Annotated in this window: 13 protein-coding genes; 7 read left to right on the forward strand and 6 right to left on the reverse strand. The window is 66.0% G+C overall.

The window, feature by feature from the left end; genetic code table 11:
- The coding region (locus RUGAMON1_RS14200) for a beta strand repeat-containing protein (protein ID WP_445231125.1) at positions 1–2058 on the reverse strand (2058 nt) is incomplete at its 3' end.
- Positions 2059–2613: 555 nt separating this feature from the next.
- On the opposite strand from RUGAMON1_RS14200, the gene RUGAMON1_RS14205 reads away from it, so the two are divergent.
- Positions 2614–3378, forward strand: a complete 765-nt coding sequence (locus RUGAMON1_RS14205) for a class I SAM-dependent methyltransferase (protein WP_445231126.1) — start codon at positions 2614–2616, stop codon at positions 3376–3378.
- A 79-nt stretch (positions 3379–3457) separates the two neighbouring features.
- Entirely contained in the window at positions 3458–4345 is an 888-nt protein-coding gene (locus tag RUGAMON1_RS14210; RefSeq protein WP_445231127.1) for a retroviral-like aspartic protease family protein, read from the forward strand.
- Here the strand turns inward: RUGAMON1_RS14210 and RUGAMON1_RS14215 are convergent.
- Positions 4324–4716 carry a hypothetical protein gene (locus RUGAMON1_RS14215; protein WP_445231128.1) on the reverse strand — a complete coding sequence of 131 codons (393 nt, stop codon included), beginning with the start codon at positions 4714–4716 and terminating at the stop codon, positions 4324–4326. The two genes, RUGAMON1_RS14210 and RUGAMON1_RS14215, sit on opposite strands and share 22 nt — an antisense overlap.
- Positions 4717–4730: 14 nt before the next feature.
- Complete coding sequence (locus RUGAMON1_RS14220) at positions 4731–5705, reverse strand: GlxA family transcriptional regulator (protein WP_445231129.1); 975 nt, start codon at positions 5703–5705, stop codon at positions 4731–4733.
- An 80-nt stretch (positions 5706–5785) separates the two neighbouring features.
- Here RUGAMON1_RS14220 and RUGAMON1_RS14225 point away from each other — a divergent pair, with 80 nt between their 5' ends.
- Positions 5786–6388: a DJ-1/PfpI family protein gene (locus tag RUGAMON1_RS14225; RefSeq protein ID WP_445231130.1), complete on the forward strand. Its 603-nt coding sequence runs from the start codon at positions 5786–5788 to the stop codon at positions 6386–6388.
- The gene (locus RUGAMON1_RS14230; protein WP_445231131.1) at positions 6385–6696 is read left to right on the forward strand and encodes a cupin domain-containing protein; all 312 of its coding nucleotides are present in this window, start codon (positions 6385–6387) and stop codon (positions 6694–6696) included. Before RUGAMON1_RS14225 ends, RUGAMON1_RS14230 begins: the two co-directional genes overlap by 4 nt.
- A 7-nt stretch (positions 6697–6703) precedes the next feature.
- On the opposite strand, the gene RUGAMON1_RS14235 is transcribed toward RUGAMON1_RS14230, so the two are convergent.
- The 3 genes from RUGAMON1_RS14235 to RUGAMON1_RS14245 form a co-directional block, all read right to left on the reverse strand.
- Positions 6704–7018 (reverse strand): hypothetical protein, encoded by a 315-nt coding sequence (locus RUGAMON1_RS14235; RefSeq protein ID WP_445231132.1) that lies wholly within the window; start codon positions 7016–7018, stop codon positions 6704–6706.
- Positions 7015–9678, reverse strand: coding sequence for a polysaccharide deacetylase family protein (locus tag RUGAMON1_RS14240; protein WP_445231133.1), 2664 nt, complete (start codon positions 9676–9678; stop codon positions 7015–7017). Before RUGAMON1_RS14240 ends, RUGAMON1_RS14235 begins: the two co-directional genes overlap by 4 nt.
- Positions 9679–9783: 105 nt before the next feature.
- Positions 9784–11040 carry a cytochrome-c peroxidase gene (locus RUGAMON1_RS14245; protein WP_445231134.1) on the reverse strand — a complete coding sequence of 419 codons (1257 nt, stop codon included), beginning with the start codon at positions 11038–11040 and terminating at the stop codon, positions 9784–9786.
- Positions 11041–11178: 138 nt separating this feature from the next.
- Between RUGAMON1_RS14245 and acpA the strand changes: the two genes are divergently transcribed.
- The 3 genes from acpA to RUGAMON1_RS14260 all read left to right on the forward strand — a co-directional run bounded on the left by acpA (position 11179) and on the right by RUGAMON1_RS14260 (position 16625).
- The gene (acpA, locus tag RUGAMON1_RS14250; RefSeq protein WP_445231135.1) at positions 11179–13305 is read left to right on the forward strand and encodes an acid phosphatase; all 2127 of its coding nucleotides are present in this window, start codon (positions 11179–11181) and stop codon (positions 13303–13305) included.
- Between the two features lie 98 nt (positions 13306–13403).
- Positions 13404–15455, forward strand: a complete 2052-nt coding sequence (locus tag RUGAMON1_RS14255; RefSeq protein WP_445231136.1) for a glycoside hydrolase family 97 protein — start codon at positions 13404–13406, stop codon at positions 15453–15455.
- A 540-nt stretch (positions 15456–15995) separates the two neighbouring features.
- A complete protein-coding gene (locus RUGAMON1_RS14260) occupies positions 15996–16625 on the forward strand; it encodes a retropepsin-like aspartic protease family protein (protein WP_445231137.1) in 630 nt (209 codons plus the stop codon).
- Positions 16626–16660 lie beyond the last annotated feature (35 nt).

Genomic DNA, 16660 nt, shown 5'->3' on the forward strand with positions numbered 1-16660 from the left:
GGCCACCTGTGCCGTGGCCAGACCCACCAGCTGTGCGCTGCGCAAGGCGGCGACATTGGCGGTGGTCAGGCCGACGATGTCGGCGGTCTCGATGGCGCCGATGGCGTTGCTGCTCAGCGCGGCGACTTGGGCCGAAGCCAGGCTGCTCAGCTGGGCCGAGGTCAGCGCGACGACCTGGTTGGTGGTCAGCGCGGCGACGCCGGCGGTGCTCAGCGCGGCCAACGAGGCGGTGGCCAGGTTGTTGACTTGGGCGGTGGTCAGTGCGGCGACCTGGGCGGAGCTCAGGGCGGCGATGGCGGCCGTCTTGATGGCCGACAGGTCAGCCGTTTCCAGCGCGGCGATCGCATCGCTCGACAGCGCGGCAACTTGCGCGGTGCTCAGTGCGGCAGCGGCTGCGGTGCTCAGGGCGACCACATCATTGGTGCTCAGCGCCTTGACTTGCGCGACGCTCAATGCGGCAATCGCGTTGGTCGACAGGGCGGCAAAATCGGCCGTTTCCAGCGCGGCGATGGCGGCGGTCGTCAGACCGGCCACTTGCGCGGTGCTCAGCGAGCTCGCTTGCGCGGTGGTCAGCGCGACGATCTGATTGGTGCTCAAACCGGACACGGCGGCGGTGCTCAGCGCAGCGATCTGGTTGGTCGACAGCGCGGCAACCTGCGCCGTGGCCAGGCCGGCCAGCTGCGAACTGCGCAGCACGGCGACGTTGGCGGTGGTCAGACCGGACAGGTCGGCGGTCTCGATGGCGCCGATGGCGTTGCTCGACAGCGCGGCAACCTGGGCCGAAGCCAGGCTGCTCAGCTGGGCCGAGGTCAGCGCGACGACCTGGTTGGTGGTCAGCGCGGCGACGCCGGCGGTGCTCAGCGCGGCCAGCGAAGCGGTGGCCAGGTTGTTGACCTGGGCGGTGGTCAGCGCGGCGACCTGGGCGGAGCTCAGGGCGGCGATGGCGGCGGTCTTGATGGCCGACAGATCGGCCGTTTCCAGCGCGGCGATCGCATCGGTCGACAGCGCGGCCACTTGCGCGGTGCTCAGCGCGGCTGCGGCTGCGGTGCTCAGGGCGACCACATCATTGGTGCTCAGCGCCTTGACTTGCGCGACGCTCAATGCGGCAATCGCGTTGGTCGACAGGGCGGCAAAATCGGCCGTTTCCAGCGCGGCGATGGCCTTGGTGCTCAGCGCAGCCGCCTGTGCGGTGCTCAGCGAGCTCGCTTGTGCGGTGGTCAGCGCGACTACTTGATCGGTGCTCAGGCCGGCGACGGCGGCGGTGCTCAGCGCGGCGATCTGGTTGGTCGACAGCGCGGCAACCTGGGCCGTGGCCAGGCCGGCCAGCTGCGAGGTACGCAGGGCGACGATATCATTGGTGCTCAGGCCGCCGAGGTCGGCGGTCTCGATCGCGCCGATGGCTTTGCTCGACAGCGCGGCAACTTGCGACGTGCTCATGGCGGCGATTTCCGCCGACGTCAGCGCGACGGCCTGGTCGCTGCTCAGCGCGGCGATGCCGGCGGTGCTCAGCGCGGCCACTGCTGCGGTGCCCATCGTATTGATTTGCGCCGTGGTCAGCGCGGCCACTTGGTCACTGGCCAACACGGCGATGGCGGCGCTCTTGATCGCGGCCAGGTCGGCCGTTTCCAGCGCGGCGATGGAGGCGGTGCTCAGCGCGGCGACCTGGGTCGAGCTCAGTTGCCCGGCCTGGTTGCTGGTCAGGGCGACCACTTGACTGGTCGTCAGCGCCTTGACCTGGCCGACCGTGATGCCGCCGACCGCAGCCGTGGCCAGCGCGGCAACGTCGTTGGTGGTCATCGCAGCGATGGCCGCCGTTTGCAGCGCACCGATCTGACTCGAGGTCAGCGCGTTGGCTTGTTGGGTCGTCAGGAAGGCGATCTGGGTGGAGGTCAGGCCCCCTGCCACCTGAGCAGTAGTGAAGGCAGGGATCTGCATGGTCGTGAACGCGGCCAACTGATCTGAATTGAACGCCGCAATATCGGCAGTTGCCAGTGTGATGATCTGGGCCGTGCTGAAACTGGCAATCTGCTCAGTGGTAAAACTGGTCGCGAAACTCATGCTAATTCTCCTGGAGGTACTTCTCTATCTGCTCAGAAAGCAACTCGAGCGATCAGCTTATGCCTGTCGCTCGAGCCCTAGTGGATTTGTTACTTTTTTAACAAAATTTTTTAGATGCTGCCGGAAAAAACTACTCCGTACTGCATATAACGACTGAATTTGGACTTTCATTAAGTAAACTTTTCTTTTGGCCACAAGTTTCGGGCCATCCCGGCCGGAACTGGACAAACGGCTCTTCAGATGGGAGTCCAAGGGGTCGATTATATCTGAGTAAATTTCCCAAAAGAATTTATTTCCATCGCTGTCTCTCTGGCGCAACCTGCTTGAGAGGAATGTTTATTTATTAAAAAAATTACCTTCAGAGTAATTCCCAAAGGAAAATACAATGTCTTTGCTGCCAATTTTTCGCGTAGAAATATATCCATACGGACATTTTGCCCTTGCCGTATGACCGGCAGATGACCGAACAATGGGGGGAACCCATGCCAATTTGACATATCCGGCGCATAATCCGGATTCCGCCGGTTCCTCCCCCCACCTATGGAGACTTCCAAAATGAAATTGTTGCCTAGAAACCGCACCTTGGGATTACTTTGCCTGAGCAGCGCCCTGGCATTGGCCGCCGGCCTGGCCGGTGCCGCCGGACAAGCGCCGCTGGCCGCCGCCGCCGTGGCCGACGCCACCCGCCCCGACGCCGACAAGGCACGCGACGCCGACCGCAAGCCGGCCGAGATGCTGGCCTTCGCCAAGGTGCAGCCGGGCCAGGTGGTGGTCGACTACTTCGCCGGCCGCGGCTACTTCACCCGCCTGTTCAGCACGGCGGTCGGCCCGCAGGGCGCGGTGTATGCGATCGCGCCGCAGGTGCTGCTGGACCGCCTGAAGGGCAAGCCGCTGCCGCCGGCCGTGTCGGCCGAGCCGGGCCGCGCCAACGTGCATGAAGCGGTCAGCGCCGCCTCGCTCAACGTGCCGGTCAAGGCCGACCTGGTGTGGACCTCGCAGAATTACCACGACATCCGCATCTGGAGCGGCGCCGCCGGCACGGCCGAGCTGAACAAGGCGGTGTTCGAGGCGCTCAAACCGGGCGGCTACTATATAGTGCTGGACCACGCGGCGCAGCCGGGGCTGGACGAGGCCGGCATGGCCAAGCTGCACCGGATCGACGAGGCGCTGGTGAAGAAGGAAGTGCTGGCGGCCGGCTTCGTGCTCGACGCCGAATCGCAGGCGCTGCGCAATCCCAAGGACGACCGCACGGCCCAGGTGTTCGAGACCGGCATCCGCGCCCACACCGACCAGTTCATCCTGCGCTTCCGCAAGCCGTAAAAATTGGCGGCCACGAAAGTTGATTGAAATGCTAACATCGGGCGTCGCCTGATCCAGGCATACCCATCGCTTTCGCGCCATGACCCACCCTACCCTGCAACGACTGCTGGGCGCCGGCTTGCTGCTGGCGGCCAGCGCCACCGCCCACGCCTGCCGCTACACCGAGCTGGCGTCGCTTGAGCTCAACCTCCAGGCCGCGACCGGCATCCCCTACATCGAAGGCCAGGTCAACGGCAAGCCGGTGCGCATGCTGATCGACACCGGCGCGCCGCGCACCGTGCTCACGCGCGCCGAGGCCGACCGCCAGCAACTGCCGCTGACGCGCACCCTCAACCGCGTGCGCGGCGCCGACACCGACACCGCCAGCTTCGCGGCCCAGCCGGAGGAAGTGGTGATCGGGCCGGCGCGCGTGGCCAGGGCCTGGTTCCCGGTGGTCGACCGCGCCGACGATCCCGGCTACGGCGGCAAGGTCGGCGCCGACTACCTGCTGCAGTCGGACCTGGAAATCGCGCTGGCCGAGCGCAAGCTGAAATTCTTCAAGGAGGAAGATTGCGGCGCCAAATCGCTGGCCTATTGGGACACGCAGGCGCTGGACGTGCCGCTGGAACTGAGCGACAAGCACAGCGCCGCCTACGTGCAGACGCAGCTCAACGGCCGCAGCGTGCGCGCGCTGATCGACACCAGCGCCGAACAGTCGGTGGTCGACCTGGGCACGGCGGCGGCGCTGGGCGTGACCGCCCCGGGGCCGGAGGGCGCCGTGTTCGACAGTTTCGCCATCGGCGAGGAAACCATCGGCCACCCGCGCATCGCGCTGGGCGCGCTGCCCAACACCCAGCAGTTCGGCATCAAGCACATCGACATGATACTGGGCCGCGACTTCCTGCGCGCCCACCGGGTGCTGCTGGCCACCGGCCGGCAGCGCTTCTACTACTCCTACCTGGGCGGTCAGGTGTTCGGCGCGCGATAGCGCCAGGCCAGCACGGCGCCGGTGGCCGCCAGCAGCGCCAGCGCCACCATGTTGACCACCACCACGCCGCTGGCGAAGCGCATCACCAGCCCGATGCTGACGCCAGCCTTGACGGCGAACTGCCAGCCGCCGCCGAACGGATAGATGCTGACCAGTTGCAGCGCGTAGTACAACAGGCCGCCCCACAGGCCGGTCTTCCAGCGCTTGAGCGACAGCACGGCCGACAGGAAGCCCAGCATGGCGGCGCCGTACAAGAGCGGCAACGCATCAGGCGCCTGCTGCTCGCCCAGCAGGCCCAGGCTCACGCCCAAGGCCAGCGCGCTGTTCAATAGCAGCACGCGCGCCACCCACTTCTCGAATTCTTGCATCATCAATATCGTCCGCTTCAGCCAAAGCGCGCCTGGTAATCGCTGGGCACCACGCCCAGCTGGGCGGCAAACGCGCGCCGCAGATTGTACTCGCTGCCGAAGCCGCTCTGGCTGGCGGCGCGCTTGACGCTCATGCCGGGCCGCTCCAGCAGGCCGCAGGCCGCCTCCATGCGCAGCCGCAGCAGCAGCTGCGCCGGCGAGATGGCGGCCTCCTGCTGCAGCCGGCGGTGCAGCGTGCGCACCGACAGCGCGAACGCCGCCGCCATCTGCTCGACATCGATCTGGCGCTGCAGCCGCGGGCGCAGCCAGTCGGTCAGCTGGCCGTGCAGGCCTTGCGGATCGGCCTGCGCCAGCAGCTCGGAGCTGAACTGGCGCTGGCCGCCGGGCCGCTTGAAGAACACCACCAGCCGCTTGGCCGTATCGAGCGCGGCGCCGCGCCCCTGGTCTTCCTCGACCAGGCTCAAAGCCAGGTCCATGCCGGCCGCGATGCCGGCCGACGTGTAGTAGGGGCCATCCTTGACGTAGATCGCGTCGTCCAGCACCCGCACCTCCGGGTATTGCGCCTGCAGCTGCGCGGCGTCCATCCAGTGCGTGACGGCGCTGCGGCCCTGCAGCAGGCCGGCCTGCGCCAGCACGAAGGCGCCGGTGCACACCGCGCAGCAGCGCCGCACACCGCCGGCCGCGCGCTGCACCCAGCGCACGTTGGCCGGCTCCAGCGCCGCGCTGTCGCCCAGTTCGAGGCCGCGGCCGCCGGCCACGATCAGGGTCGATCCCGCCAGGCTGCGCCGGGGCAGCGGCTCCGTCATCACGCTGACGCCGGCGGTGGACGCCACCAGCCCGCCGCCGGGCGCGATCATGCGGATGCGATAGGGTTCGGGCAGGCCGGCGTCGCGCGCCTCGTCGTTCGCGGTAGAGAACACTTGCGCCGGGCCGGTGGCGTCCAGCAGCACGAAGCCGGGATAAACGAGCAGCCAGATGTCGATAGGTTTCATGTGGCAGATATTCAACCATGAATGTCATTTGTGTCAACCACCATCAGGGCATGATGAACGCTTCTACTCAAGGAGCCACCATGACACGCACCATAGGCATCTATGTATTCGACGACGTTGAAGTGCTCGACTTCGCCGGTCCCTACGAAGTATTCACCTGCGCCACGCGGATGGCCGCCAAGCTGGCGCCGGGATCGGAAGCGCCGTTCCGCGTGCGCACCATCGGCCAGCGCAGCGCCATGCTGCGCGCGCGCGCCGGCCTGAGCGTGTTCCCCGAGGCGGACTTCGGCAACGCCGGCCAGATCGACGTGCTGATCGTGCCGGGCGGCGTGGTGACGGCGGAGCAGGACAAGCAGGAGGTGATACGCTGGATCGCCGCCACCGCGCCCGCTTGCGAGCTGGTGGCGTCGGTGTGCACCGGCGCCTTCCTGCTGGCGCAGGCCGGGCTGCTGGACGGCCAGCAAGTGACCACGCACTGGGAGGACATCGCCGACCTGCGCGCCGCCTTCCCGCGCCTGACGGTGGCGGGCGAACGGCGCTGGATCGACAACGGCCGCATCGTCACCAGCGGCGGCATCTCGGCCGGCATGGACATGTCGCTGCACCTGGTGGCGCGCCTGGCCGGCCACGACCTGGCCGCGCGCACCGCGCTGCAAATGGAATACGACTGGGATGAGGCATGAGGGTTGTGCGCAGCAAGGATTACCGCGCCGAGCGCGCCTGGGGCGCCGACCTGATCGCCGCCATGCAGGACGCCACGGTGCGCCTGCACTGGACCGACCAGCCCTACGGCTGGCACGTCAACCACGGCCAGGAAGTATTCGCCGTGATGGACGGCGCGGTGGACATGCACTACCGCCGGGACGGAGCGGAGCAAACGGTGCGGCTGCAAGCGGGCGACATCTTCTTCGTCGACCAGGGCGAGGCCCACTCCGCGCACCCGTGCGGCCAGGCGCGTATCCTGGTGATCGAGCGCGCCGGCAGCGTTTGACCCTGCGCTAGCCGCGGGCGACGAAGACCAGCAGCAGCCAGCCGCACAGGGCCAGCGCCGGCAGGCCGTTGAGGATCAGGCCTATCCAGCCGTACCAGGAGCGCCAGCGCGCCAGGATCAGGCCCATGACCGCCGTGACGAAGCCGATCATCGTGCCGATCACCAGCACGATGAAGGCGTTGCCCAGGCAGGTGAAGCCGAAGTCGCCGCACTGCGCCTGCCCGCCCGAAAAGCCGCCCGACATCATCACGGCGGCCAGGATGAAGCTGACGATCGCGATCGCGATGCTGATGACGTCAAGATCGGCTTTGGATTTTTTCATAGTTTTTTCAGCTGCTCTTTCGCGTAGGCGGCGTTGGCGTGGTTGGGCGCCAGCTCCAGGAAGCTGGTGTAGGCTTTTTTCGCTTTATCGCCGTCGCCCAGGTGCATGCGGGCGTCGCCCAGGTTCAGGTAGGCGATGGCGCGCGAAGTGTCGATCTGCAGCGTGTTCTCGAACCAGCGCGCCGCCTCCGCGTACTTCTCCTGCTTGTAGTAGACGAAGCCCAGGTTGTTGGCCGCCAGCCCGAAATCGGGACGGTACTTCAACGCCTCGGTGAACGCCGCTTCCGCCTGCGCGTACTGCTTCTCCTTGTACAGCTGCAGGCCCTTGTCGTTGGCGCGCTGCGCCAGCTGGCGGCTCGACGCGTCCACCGGTTTCGGCGCGGCGATCTTCTGCTCCTCGCCCTGCAGGTTCTTGACCAGCACCGTGTTGCCGTCGGCCTTCTGGTCGCGGCCCTTATCGAGCTTGCTGTTCAGCGCAATCGCGTCCGGCGACAGCTGCGCCGACTGCGCGCTGAGGAACTCCGCCTCCACCGGCAGCTGGAACACGAACTCGCCGCCCTCCGATCCCGGCAGGCTGCCGAAGGCCGGCGTCTGCTGCGACACGCTGGCCACCGCCGGCGCCACATAGGCCGCCAGCTCGGTCGCGGTGATCAGGCCGTCGCCGTTCAGGTCGGCCTTGCCGTTCAGGGCTTGCAGCAAGGTCCAGGTGAACACCGAGTGGCCGTTCGGGCCGCCGTCGGCCACCATCTGGTCGGCGCCGCCGGCGGTCAGCATCTGCCGGCCCATGCGACGCGCGTTATCGCGCAGGAAGGCGCTGTTGCCGCCGCCGCGCGTCAGACCCAGGCCGCTGTAGCAGGCGTCCATCACGAACAGCACGTGCTTGGCGTTCAGGCTTTCGGCGATGTTCTGCAAGTCCGTCATCGGGATGGCGTCGAAGCTGACCTGCTGCGGGTCCGAATCGACCGGGATGATGTAGCCCAGGTTGCGGCCGGAGCTGAGCTGGCGCGTGGCGCCGTGGCCGGCGAAGAACACGAAGATGCGGTCGTCCTTTTTCAGCTGGGCGTCGGCCAGCTTGTCGTGGAACAGCGCCAGGATGTTGTTGCGCGTGGCCTCGCCGTTGGACAGCGTGAACACCCGCTCGCCGGCGAAGCCGAAGCGGTTGACCAGCGTGTCGCGGATAGCCTTGGCGTCCTGCACCGCGTACTGCAGCTTGGGCCATTTCTGGTAATCGTTGATGCCGATGACCACCGCGTAGCTGTTGGCGTAGCCGGTGCTGACGGCGATCTTCTCCGGCTCCGGCTTGCCGCCCTTGGTCACCTTGAACTCATGGCCGTCCCAGGCCGCGAAGCTGTAGCCGTCGGCGATCAATTTATCCAGCACCATCGGCAGCGCCTTGACGCTGCGCTCGTGGATGTCGTGGAACAGGATGATGCCGCGCTGCTCCTTGTTCAGGGTGGTCAGCACGCGGTTGGCGATGGAGCTCGGCACCGGGTCGGCCCAGTCCAGCGAATCGATATTCCACATCACCGAGCGCAGGCCCAGCTTGGACAGGATGGCCAGGCCCTCGGCGTTGTGCGCGCCGTAGGGGAAGCGGAACAGGTCCGAGCGGCGCGCATCAGTGGCCTTGAGCAGCAGGTCGGCGTTGGCGATCTCGCCGTACAGCTGCTCGCCCTTTTCCTTCGACAGCAGCGCGTGGCTGAAGCTGTGGTTGCCGACGGTGTGGCCGGCGTCGATCAGGCGGCGGCTCTCGGCGGCGTTGGCGCTCAAGGTCTGCTTGCCCTGCGCATCGAGCTTGCCGAGGTTCTGGCCGACCTGGAAGAACACGCCCGGCACGTTGTACTGCTTGAGGATGGCCGCCACTTCCTCGGTGTAGCTCTTGTGCGGGCCGTCGTCGAAGGTCAGCACCACGGTCTTCGGCGGCAGCGCGTTGCCGAAGATTTCCTTGGCCTGCACTTCCTGCTCGGCCGACTTGGGCTGCTCCGGATACGGCACGATGACGCCGTAGTCCTTCATGATCTGGTCGCGCGCGTACAGTTTGCGCAGGTGGGTCACATAGTCGTCCCAGCGTTCGCGCTTGGGCGTGATGGCGCGCGTGTCGAAGCGCGAGAAGATGTCGTTGATCTCCTTGTCATACTGCTTCTCGATATCCTCCAGCGCGGCCAGGTCTTCGCTGACGCGCTTGTGCAGCTTGATCGCGGGCAGGGTCTGGTCGGCGGCCGCCAGCTTTTGCAGCGACAGCAGCACTTCGCGGAAGGCCAGGCGGTCGGCGTCGAACAGATCGCTGGCCGATTCGATATACGACAGCAGCGCATCGTCGGCGGCGTCGCGCTGCGACGGCGGCAGCGCCTGGGTTTGCGCCAGCATGGCCTGCACCTTGGCCAGGCGCTCCAGGTTCTCGTGGAACAGCGACTGCCCGACCTGGCCGGCGGCCTTGCGGTCCGATTCGGACAGCGACTTCTCGTCGGCCAGCAGCACGATGATCTTGCGGTAGGCCGCCAGCATATTGCGCAGCTCCGGCATGAGCTCCGGCGCGGCGCCGGCGACCACCGGGGCGGCGGCGGGCGCGGCGGCCGGCTGCTTGCCGCGCAGCGCGACGAAGGCGCCCGCGCCGGCGACGGCCACCACCACGGCCGCGATGCTCAACTGCTTGATGTATTTCATGGGTGAAGTCTATAAAAAGCGAATCCCGCATTCTATGACACATTTGCTAATTTTACATCGGGGTCAGGTCTGACATTCGGACACGGCCTCAGCGCTCGCCCGCCGCTACGGCAGAGCTCCTGTCCGAATGTCAGATCTGACCCCGGGGTAGCCGTCGGTCAGCGTGTGCAGGAAGGCCACGACGTCGGCGATTTCCTTGTCGTTCAGCGCGGGCTTGTCGCCTGGCCGGCCGCCGAACGGCGCTTCCATGTTGACGTTGGCGTCCAGGCCGGCCGGCTGGTCGTCGAATTTGTGGACGCTGCCGTCGGAATTGCGCGGATACCATTTCTGCGGCGCCGTGTCGCGCTGCACGTAGAAGCGCAGCACCTGCTCCAGGCTGTCAAAGCCGCCGTTGTGGAAGTAGACCTTGCGCAGCGCCACGTTGCGCAAGGACGGCGTGCGGAAGCGGCCGCAGTATTCGCGGTGCTCGCGCAGGTCGGTGCGGTCCGGGCCGCACAGGCCGAGGTCGAAATACTTGGGATCGGCGTTGACCGCCAGCTTGCCGTTGCGCGGCACGCCCAGGTTGATCAGGCCGTAGTCGGTGAACTGCGGGAAGGCCCCGCCCTGCGAAATCTTGCTGATGTGGCAGGACGCGCAATTGCCCTTGGCCTCGTCGTTGAACAGCGCCAGGCCGCGCGCCTCCTGCGGCGTCAACGCGGCCTGCTTGCGCAGGTAGGCGTCGTACTTGCTGGTGTAGGGGTAGAAATCGGCCGGGCTTTGCTGGAACACTTCCAGCGCCATCAGCGCGGCGCGCATGGCCGCATCCGGATGGTCGAAGATGTCGTCGCCGAAGGCCTGCCGGAACTGCGGCGCCAGCGGGCCTGCGCGCAGCCTGGCCACCACCGCCGCGTCATCCTTGTTGCCCATCTCGCGCGGCGACAGCAGCGGTCCGCGCGCCTGTTCGTGCGCCGAACGCGCGCGGCCGTCCCAGTCGTAGCCACCGGTCGGGCCGGCGTCGACGCTGTCGTCGCCGTCGTCGTCGTGATAGTGCTCGCTGAACGGCGGCACCGTCTGCAGATACTTCAGCGACGGCGCGGCGCGCGTGCCTTGCGTGGCGCCGTCGCCGCCGCCCAGCTGCGCCGCCAGCCGGTTGGCCGGACCATAGGCGTTGTCGGGACTGTGACAGCTGGCGCAGCTATGGCGACCGGACGCTGACAGGCTGGGCTCGTTGAACATGGCGCGGCCCAGCGCCGTCAGCACCGGCACGCCGGGCTGGTGCCGCATCGGGGCGTAGGCGGCGGGGCTGGCGACGGGCGGCGCGGCGGGCGGTTTCTGGCAGGCCGCCAGCAGCGCGGCGGCGAGGACAACGACAATCTTTTTCATGCGGCAAGCCTAGCAGCGTGAAATGACCGCTACATGACAGTTAGGAAAGGATACATAGCGATACATGAAATTTCATCATCCTGAAATATTTCAAACCTAGCATGAAGCGCTTTGAACCCCACCCCACAAGGCAAGAAGATGAAACTGAACCCGATGCGCCCACTGCCCCTGATGCTGATGTCGATCGGCCTGGGCGCCGGCCTGATCGCCTGCGGCAGCTCCTCCGACAACGTGCCCGCGATCAAGGGCCAGGTGGTCGGCAGCTATTATGAGAACGCCGTGGTCTGCCTGGAAAGCACCAGCGCCAAGCTGACCTGCGACAGCGGCTCGTCGTCCGTGCGCACCGGCGCCGACGGCAGCTACGCCATCACCGGCGCCAGCAGCGGCGCGCTCTTGGTCACGGTCGGCACCGACGCCATCCGCCACGACGCCGTCGGCGACGCCGGCGTCAAGGTCACCCAGAAACTGCTGCTGCGCGCGCCGAACGGCCACACCGGCGTGGTCAGCGCCCTCACCACCGAACTGGTCACGCTGATGGACGCCAACGGCGGCGACTTCGCCGCCGCCAGCAGCAAGCTGGCGGCCAAGCTGGGCGTGGCCGAGGCGGGCTTGGTCGCCGACCTCAACAAAGTGAGCGGCGACGACCAGGCCAAACTCAAGGCCGAGAACGCCAGCGTGACCGACGTCATCGCCGCCGCCAGCGCGCTGGCCGCGCCGGCCGACATCGCCGCCGCGCTCAACGCCGGCCTGGCGCTCAACAACATCAAGAACATCGTCGTCATCTACGCGGAAAACCGCGGCTTCGACAATATGTACGGCCTGTTCCCCGGCGCCAACGGCGTGCCGGGCGTGAACCCGACCTCGACCAGCGCCTACGTGCCGCAGAAGGACTACGACGGCAGCACGCTGCCGACCTTGCCGCCAACCTGGGGCGGCATGACGGCCGCCGGCCAGAGCGTGGTGATCACGCAGGCGCAGACGACGGGAATGGCCAACAAGCCGTTCCAGATCGACGACGTCAACAGCCCGCTGTACCTGCCGCAATCGGTCATCACGCGCGACCTGGTGCACCGCTTCTACAACAACCAGATGCAGATCAACGGCGGCGCCAACGACAAGTTCGCGGCCTATTCCGACGCCGGCGGCCTGACCATGGGCTACTACGACGGCAGCAAGATGAAGCTGTGGGACATCGCCAAGCAGTACGCGCTGGCCGACAACCTGTACATCGGCGCCTTCGGCGGCTCCTTCCTGACCCACCAGTACCTGATCTGCGCCTGCGCGCCGCAATACCCGAACGCCGACACCTCGGTGGCCAAGGGTTCGATCGCCAAGATCGACGTCGACGCCAAGGGCAACTTCGTGCGCCTGACGCCGTCGGCCACCGCGCCGAGCAGCGTATTGAACGGCGCGCCGGCCTACGCCAACGACGGCGCCATCACGCCGGCCGACGCCAGCGGCATGTTCTACGCGGTCAATACCATGCAGCCGCCGTACCAGCCGAGCAGCAACAGCTACGCCGCCGACGACAGCACCCACCTGTACGCCGACGCCGGCAAGTCCAACACGCTGCCGCCGCAGACGCAGAAGAACATCGGCGACCTGCTGAGCGGCAAGAACATCGACTGGGCCTGGTACGCCGGCGCCTGGAAGGACACCACCGCCGCCACCACCGGCGCGACCCGCGGCGCGATCACCAATCCGCCCAACTTCCAGTTCCACCACCAGCCGTTCAACTACTACGCCAACATGGATCCGGTGAAGAACCCGGCCTACCGCGCGGCCCACCTGAAGGACTACGACAGCCAGTTCGTGGCCGACGTCGCCAACGGCAGCTTGCCGCCGGTGGCCTTCTACAAGCCGCAGGGCAACCTGAACCAGCATCCCGGCTACGCCAGCGTGGCCGACGGCGACGCCCATATCGCCGACGTCATCGCCAAGCTGAAGAAGAGCCCGCAGTGGAAGAACATGCTGGTCATCGTCACCTACGACGAGAACGGCGGCTTCTACGACCACGCCAGCCCGCCGAAGGGCGACAAATGGGGTCCGGGCACGCGCGTGCCGGCGATCATCGTCTCGCCGTACGTGAAGAAGGGCGTGGACCACACCCAGTACGACTCGGCCTCGATCCTGCGCGCCATCACGCGCCGCTTCAACCTGCCGGTGCTGGACGGCCTGAGCACCCGCGACAAAGCCTTGGCCGCCAACGGCGCCAAGCCGATGGGCGACTTCAGCTCCGCGCTGGCGCTGACCCCGCAAGAGTAAGCGCCGCCCGCGCGGCATCAACGCCAGCCCTTGCGGCTGGCGTTTTTCGTTTTCTGGCATGATGTGCGGTCCCTATCATGCAATCAAGGAAACCACCCGTGTCCCTCCTGCCCCGCTCCCGCCGCGCCCTCGCGCTCCTGCTGCTCACCGCCTGCGCCGCTTCGGCCCGCGCCGACGACACGCTGGCGACCGTCGCCTCGCCCGACCAGAAGATCAGCGTGTCACTGCAATTGAGCGGCGACGGCCGGCTGGCCTATCTGGTACAGCGCAACGGCAAGCCGCTGATCGCGCCGTCGCGGCTGGGCTTTGTGCTGGCCAACGCGCCGCAGCTGGACGGCGGCTTCTCGCTGGCCGGGCAGACGGTGACCGAGCATGACGATACCTGGGAACAGCCATGGGGCGAGCGCCGCTACGTGCGCAACCACTACCGCGAGCTGCGGCTGGAGCTGGTGCAGAAGGCGCAGCACGACCGCCGCATGGCGCTGGTGTTCCGCGTGTTCGACGACGGCGTCGGCTTCCGCTACGAGCTGCCGGAGCAGCCGCAATTGCCGCAGACCCGCATCGCCGACGAGCTGACCGAGTTCGTCGTCGCCGCGCCGGCCACCGCGTGGTGGCAGCAGGCCGGTGAGATGGCCGCGCTGGAATACCCGATCACCAAAACACCGCTGAGCGAAGTGGGCACGGCCAACACGCCGATGACCATACGCACAAAGGACGGAACGCATATCGCGTTTCATGAAGCGGCGCTGGTCGACTATGCGTCGATGTGGTTGCGCAAGGTGGATGGCCAGAAGCTGCGCGCGCAGCTAACGCCGTCGGCCACCGGCGCGCCGGTCGAGCGCACGGGCGCCTTCACCACGCCGTGGCGCACCATGCAGATCGCCGACAATGCGGCTGGCTTGTATATGTCGGACCTCATTTTGAATCTGAATGAGCCGAACAAGCTTGGCGACGTATCGTGGGTGCATCCGTCCAAGTTTGTCGGCGTCTGGTGGGAGATGCATCTGGAGCACAGCACCTGGGGCGCGGGCGCGAAGCACGGCGCCACCACGGCGAACACCAAGCGCTATATCGACTTCGCCGCCAAGCACGGCTTCCGCGGCGTGCTGGTGGAAGGCTGGAACGTGGGCTGGGACGGCAAGTGGTACGGCGACGGTTCGGAGTTCAGCTTCACGCAGTCGTATCCCGACTTCGACTTGGCGGCGGCCAGCGCCTACGCCATCGGCAAGGGCGTGCGGCTGATCGGTCACCACGAGACCGGCGGCAACGTGGCGCACTACGAGGAGCAGATGGACGCCGGCTATCAGCTGTACGCGAAGCACGGCGTGGACAGCATCAAGTCCGGCTACGTGACCGATGCCGGCACGGCGCAGTTCCGCAGCGCCGGCGGCGGCACGCACTACGCCTACACCGATTCGCAGGAAGGATCGCGGCACTATCTGAAGGCGGTGACGGAGGCGGCGCGCTACAAGCTGGCGATCGACACGCACGAGCCGATCAAGGACACCGGCTTGCGCCGCACCTATCCGAACTGGGTATCGCGCGAGGGCGCACGGGGCATGGAGTACAACGCCTGGGGCAATCCGATCAACGGCGTCGATCACGAAGTGAACCTGGTGTTCACGCGCATGCTGAGCGGGCCGATGGACTACACGCCGGGCATCCTGAGCCTGGAAGGCGTGAAGGGCAAGCCAATCAACTCGACGCAGGCCAAGCAGCTGGCCAGCTTCGTGGTGATCTACTCGCCGGTGGTGATGGCGGCGGACCTGATCGAGAACTATGAGAAGTATCCGGGTCCGTTCAAATTCATCAAGGACGTGCCGACCGACTGGGCCGACACGCGCGTGCTGCACGGCGCGGTGGGCGAATACGCGACCATCGCCCGCAAGGACCGCCACTCGGACAACTGGTATGTCGGTTCGGTGACGGACGGCGCGGCGCGCACCCTGTCGCTGCCGCTGTCCTTCCTTGATCCCGGCAAGCGCTACACCGCCGAGATCTACCGCGACGGCGAGCACGCCGACTACCGCAACAGCCACCGCTTCGACATCGTCATCGAGAAGAAGATCGTCACCTCCAAGACCGTCTTGCAACTCAAGCTGGCTCCCGGCGGCGGCCAGGCTATCCGACTGGCGCCGGTCGGCGAGTAGCGCTCTCTATTCGTCCGCGCGGCAAGCGGCGGCTAGCTTCCATGTGCGGTCGCCGGGAAAACGCAACCAGATCGCTCGCCAGGCGTTGCGCGTGCCGCAGCCGCTTGCGTTGGCTAGCCGCGATGGCGTGGTCGGATCGCCGTCGCAGATGATGACTTCGTCCTGTACTTTGGCGTTGTCAGGCCGTGGAATACGTCGTCCGGTAGATGGAGGGGTATGGGGTGGGTCATTTTTTTCTCCGACTCTAAAAGATCTAAATCGTTATAGATCAGTCTAATTCGCTAGACTTCGCTCTAATTTTTCTAACCGCGGTTCTAATTTCTCTATTTTTTCCATGCCGCGTCTATTTTTTAGAGCGATCTCTAACGATTTAGTTCAATTTCTACTGAATTAGAACGTTTAGAGCTTTTAGAGCCCGCCAAAAATACGCCCCCCTGTATAGCGATGGCAATAGCGTGAGGATGTGCGCATTTTGGGCCAGCTTAAAATGTTATGCTCAGCGGAAATTAAGCAATTCTCAACATTTTTCCGCCGACTACCATGCGCTTCCCAACTTATGCCTTAGCAGCCGGCTTTATCCTCACCGGCGCGAATGCCTTCGCCGCCAATATCAGCCTGGTGGGCGTAATCCGCGATCGGGCGCTGATGACGGTGGACGGCGGCGAACCCACTGCCTACGCAACCGGCAGCACCATTGCGCCGGGCTATCGACTGCTGGCAGTCCACAACGACGGCGCCACCATCACCGAGCACGGCAAGTCGGTGACGATCGCCATGGGCCGTTATCCGGCGCCGAATGGAGCGAACCAATCGCTGCTTTTGCGTGCGGATTCCGCCGGCCAGTTTTACACCAATGGCAGCATCAATGGCATGAGTGCGCGGATGCTGGTCGACACCGGCGCCACCCACATCGCGATGCCCGCGACGGATGCAACCCGCTTCGGCATCGACTACCGCAAAGGACAGCCCGGCACCGCATCGACGGCCAATGGTGTCACCAACGTGTTTCGGGTGCATATAGAGAGGATGCGCATCGGCGAGGTGGAACTCCGCAATCTTGAGGCCATCGTCCACGAGAGCGGCTTGCCCATCATTCTGCTGGGCAGTAATTTCCTGGACCAATTCAGCATGCGGCGCGAGCGGCAGGAAATGATATTGACACCCAGGTAAAAACGCAGCCGGGTGTTATCGGCTGCGGAACTCCC

This window comes from Duganella rhizosphaerae (assembly GCF_040364205.1).
Taxonomy (GTDB): domain Bacteria; phylum Pseudomonadota; class Gammaproteobacteria; order Burkholderiales; family Burkholderiaceae_D; genus Rugamonas; species Rugamonas rhizosphaerae.

Excerpts from the sequence above, each read along its gene's own strand:
- RUGAMON1_RS14205 (WP_445231126.1), top strand. The coding sequence starts at position 2,614 with ATGAAATTGTTGCCTAGAAACCGCACCTTGGGATTACTTTGCCTGAGC.
- RUGAMON1_RS14210 (WP_445231127.1), top strand. The coding sequence starts at position 3,458 with ATGACCCACCCTACCCTGCAACGACTGCTGGGCGCCGGCTTGCTGCTG.
- RUGAMON1_RS14215 (WP_445231128.1), bottom strand. The coding sequence starts at position 4,716 with ATGATGCAAGAATTCGAGAAGTGGGTGGCGCGCGTGCTGCTATTGAAC.
- RUGAMON1_RS14220 (WP_445231129.1), bottom strand. The coding sequence starts at position 5,705 with ATGAAACCTATCGACATCTGGCTGCTCGTTTATCCCGGCTTCGTGCTG.
- RUGAMON1_RS14225 (WP_445231130.1), top strand. The coding sequence starts at position 5,786 with ATGACACGCACCATAGGCATCTATGTATTCGACGACGTTGAAGTGCTC.
- RUGAMON1_RS14230 (WP_445231131.1), top strand. The coding sequence starts at position 6,385 with ATGAGGGTTGTGCGCAGCAAGGATTACCGCGCCGAGCGCGCCTGGGGC.
- RUGAMON1_RS14235 (WP_445231132.1), bottom strand. The coding sequence starts at position 7,018 with ATGAAAAAATCCAAAGCCGATCTTGACGTCATCAGCATCGCGATCGCG.
- RUGAMON1_RS14240 (WP_445231133.1), bottom strand. The coding sequence starts at position 9,678 with ATGAAATACATCAAGCAGTTGAGCATCGCGGCCGTGGTGGTGGCCGTC.
- RUGAMON1_RS14245 (WP_445231134.1), bottom strand. The coding sequence starts at position 11,040 with ATGAAAAAGATTGTCGTTGTCCTCGCCGCCGCGCTGCTGGCGGCCTGC.
- acpA (WP_445231135.1), top strand. The coding sequence starts at position 11,179 with ATGAAACTGAACCCGATGCGCCCACTGCCCCTGATGCTGATGTCGATC.
- RUGAMON1_RS14260 (WP_445231137.1), top strand. The coding sequence starts at position 15,996 with ATGCGCTTCCCAACTTATGCCTTAGCAGCCGGCTTTATCCTCACCGGC.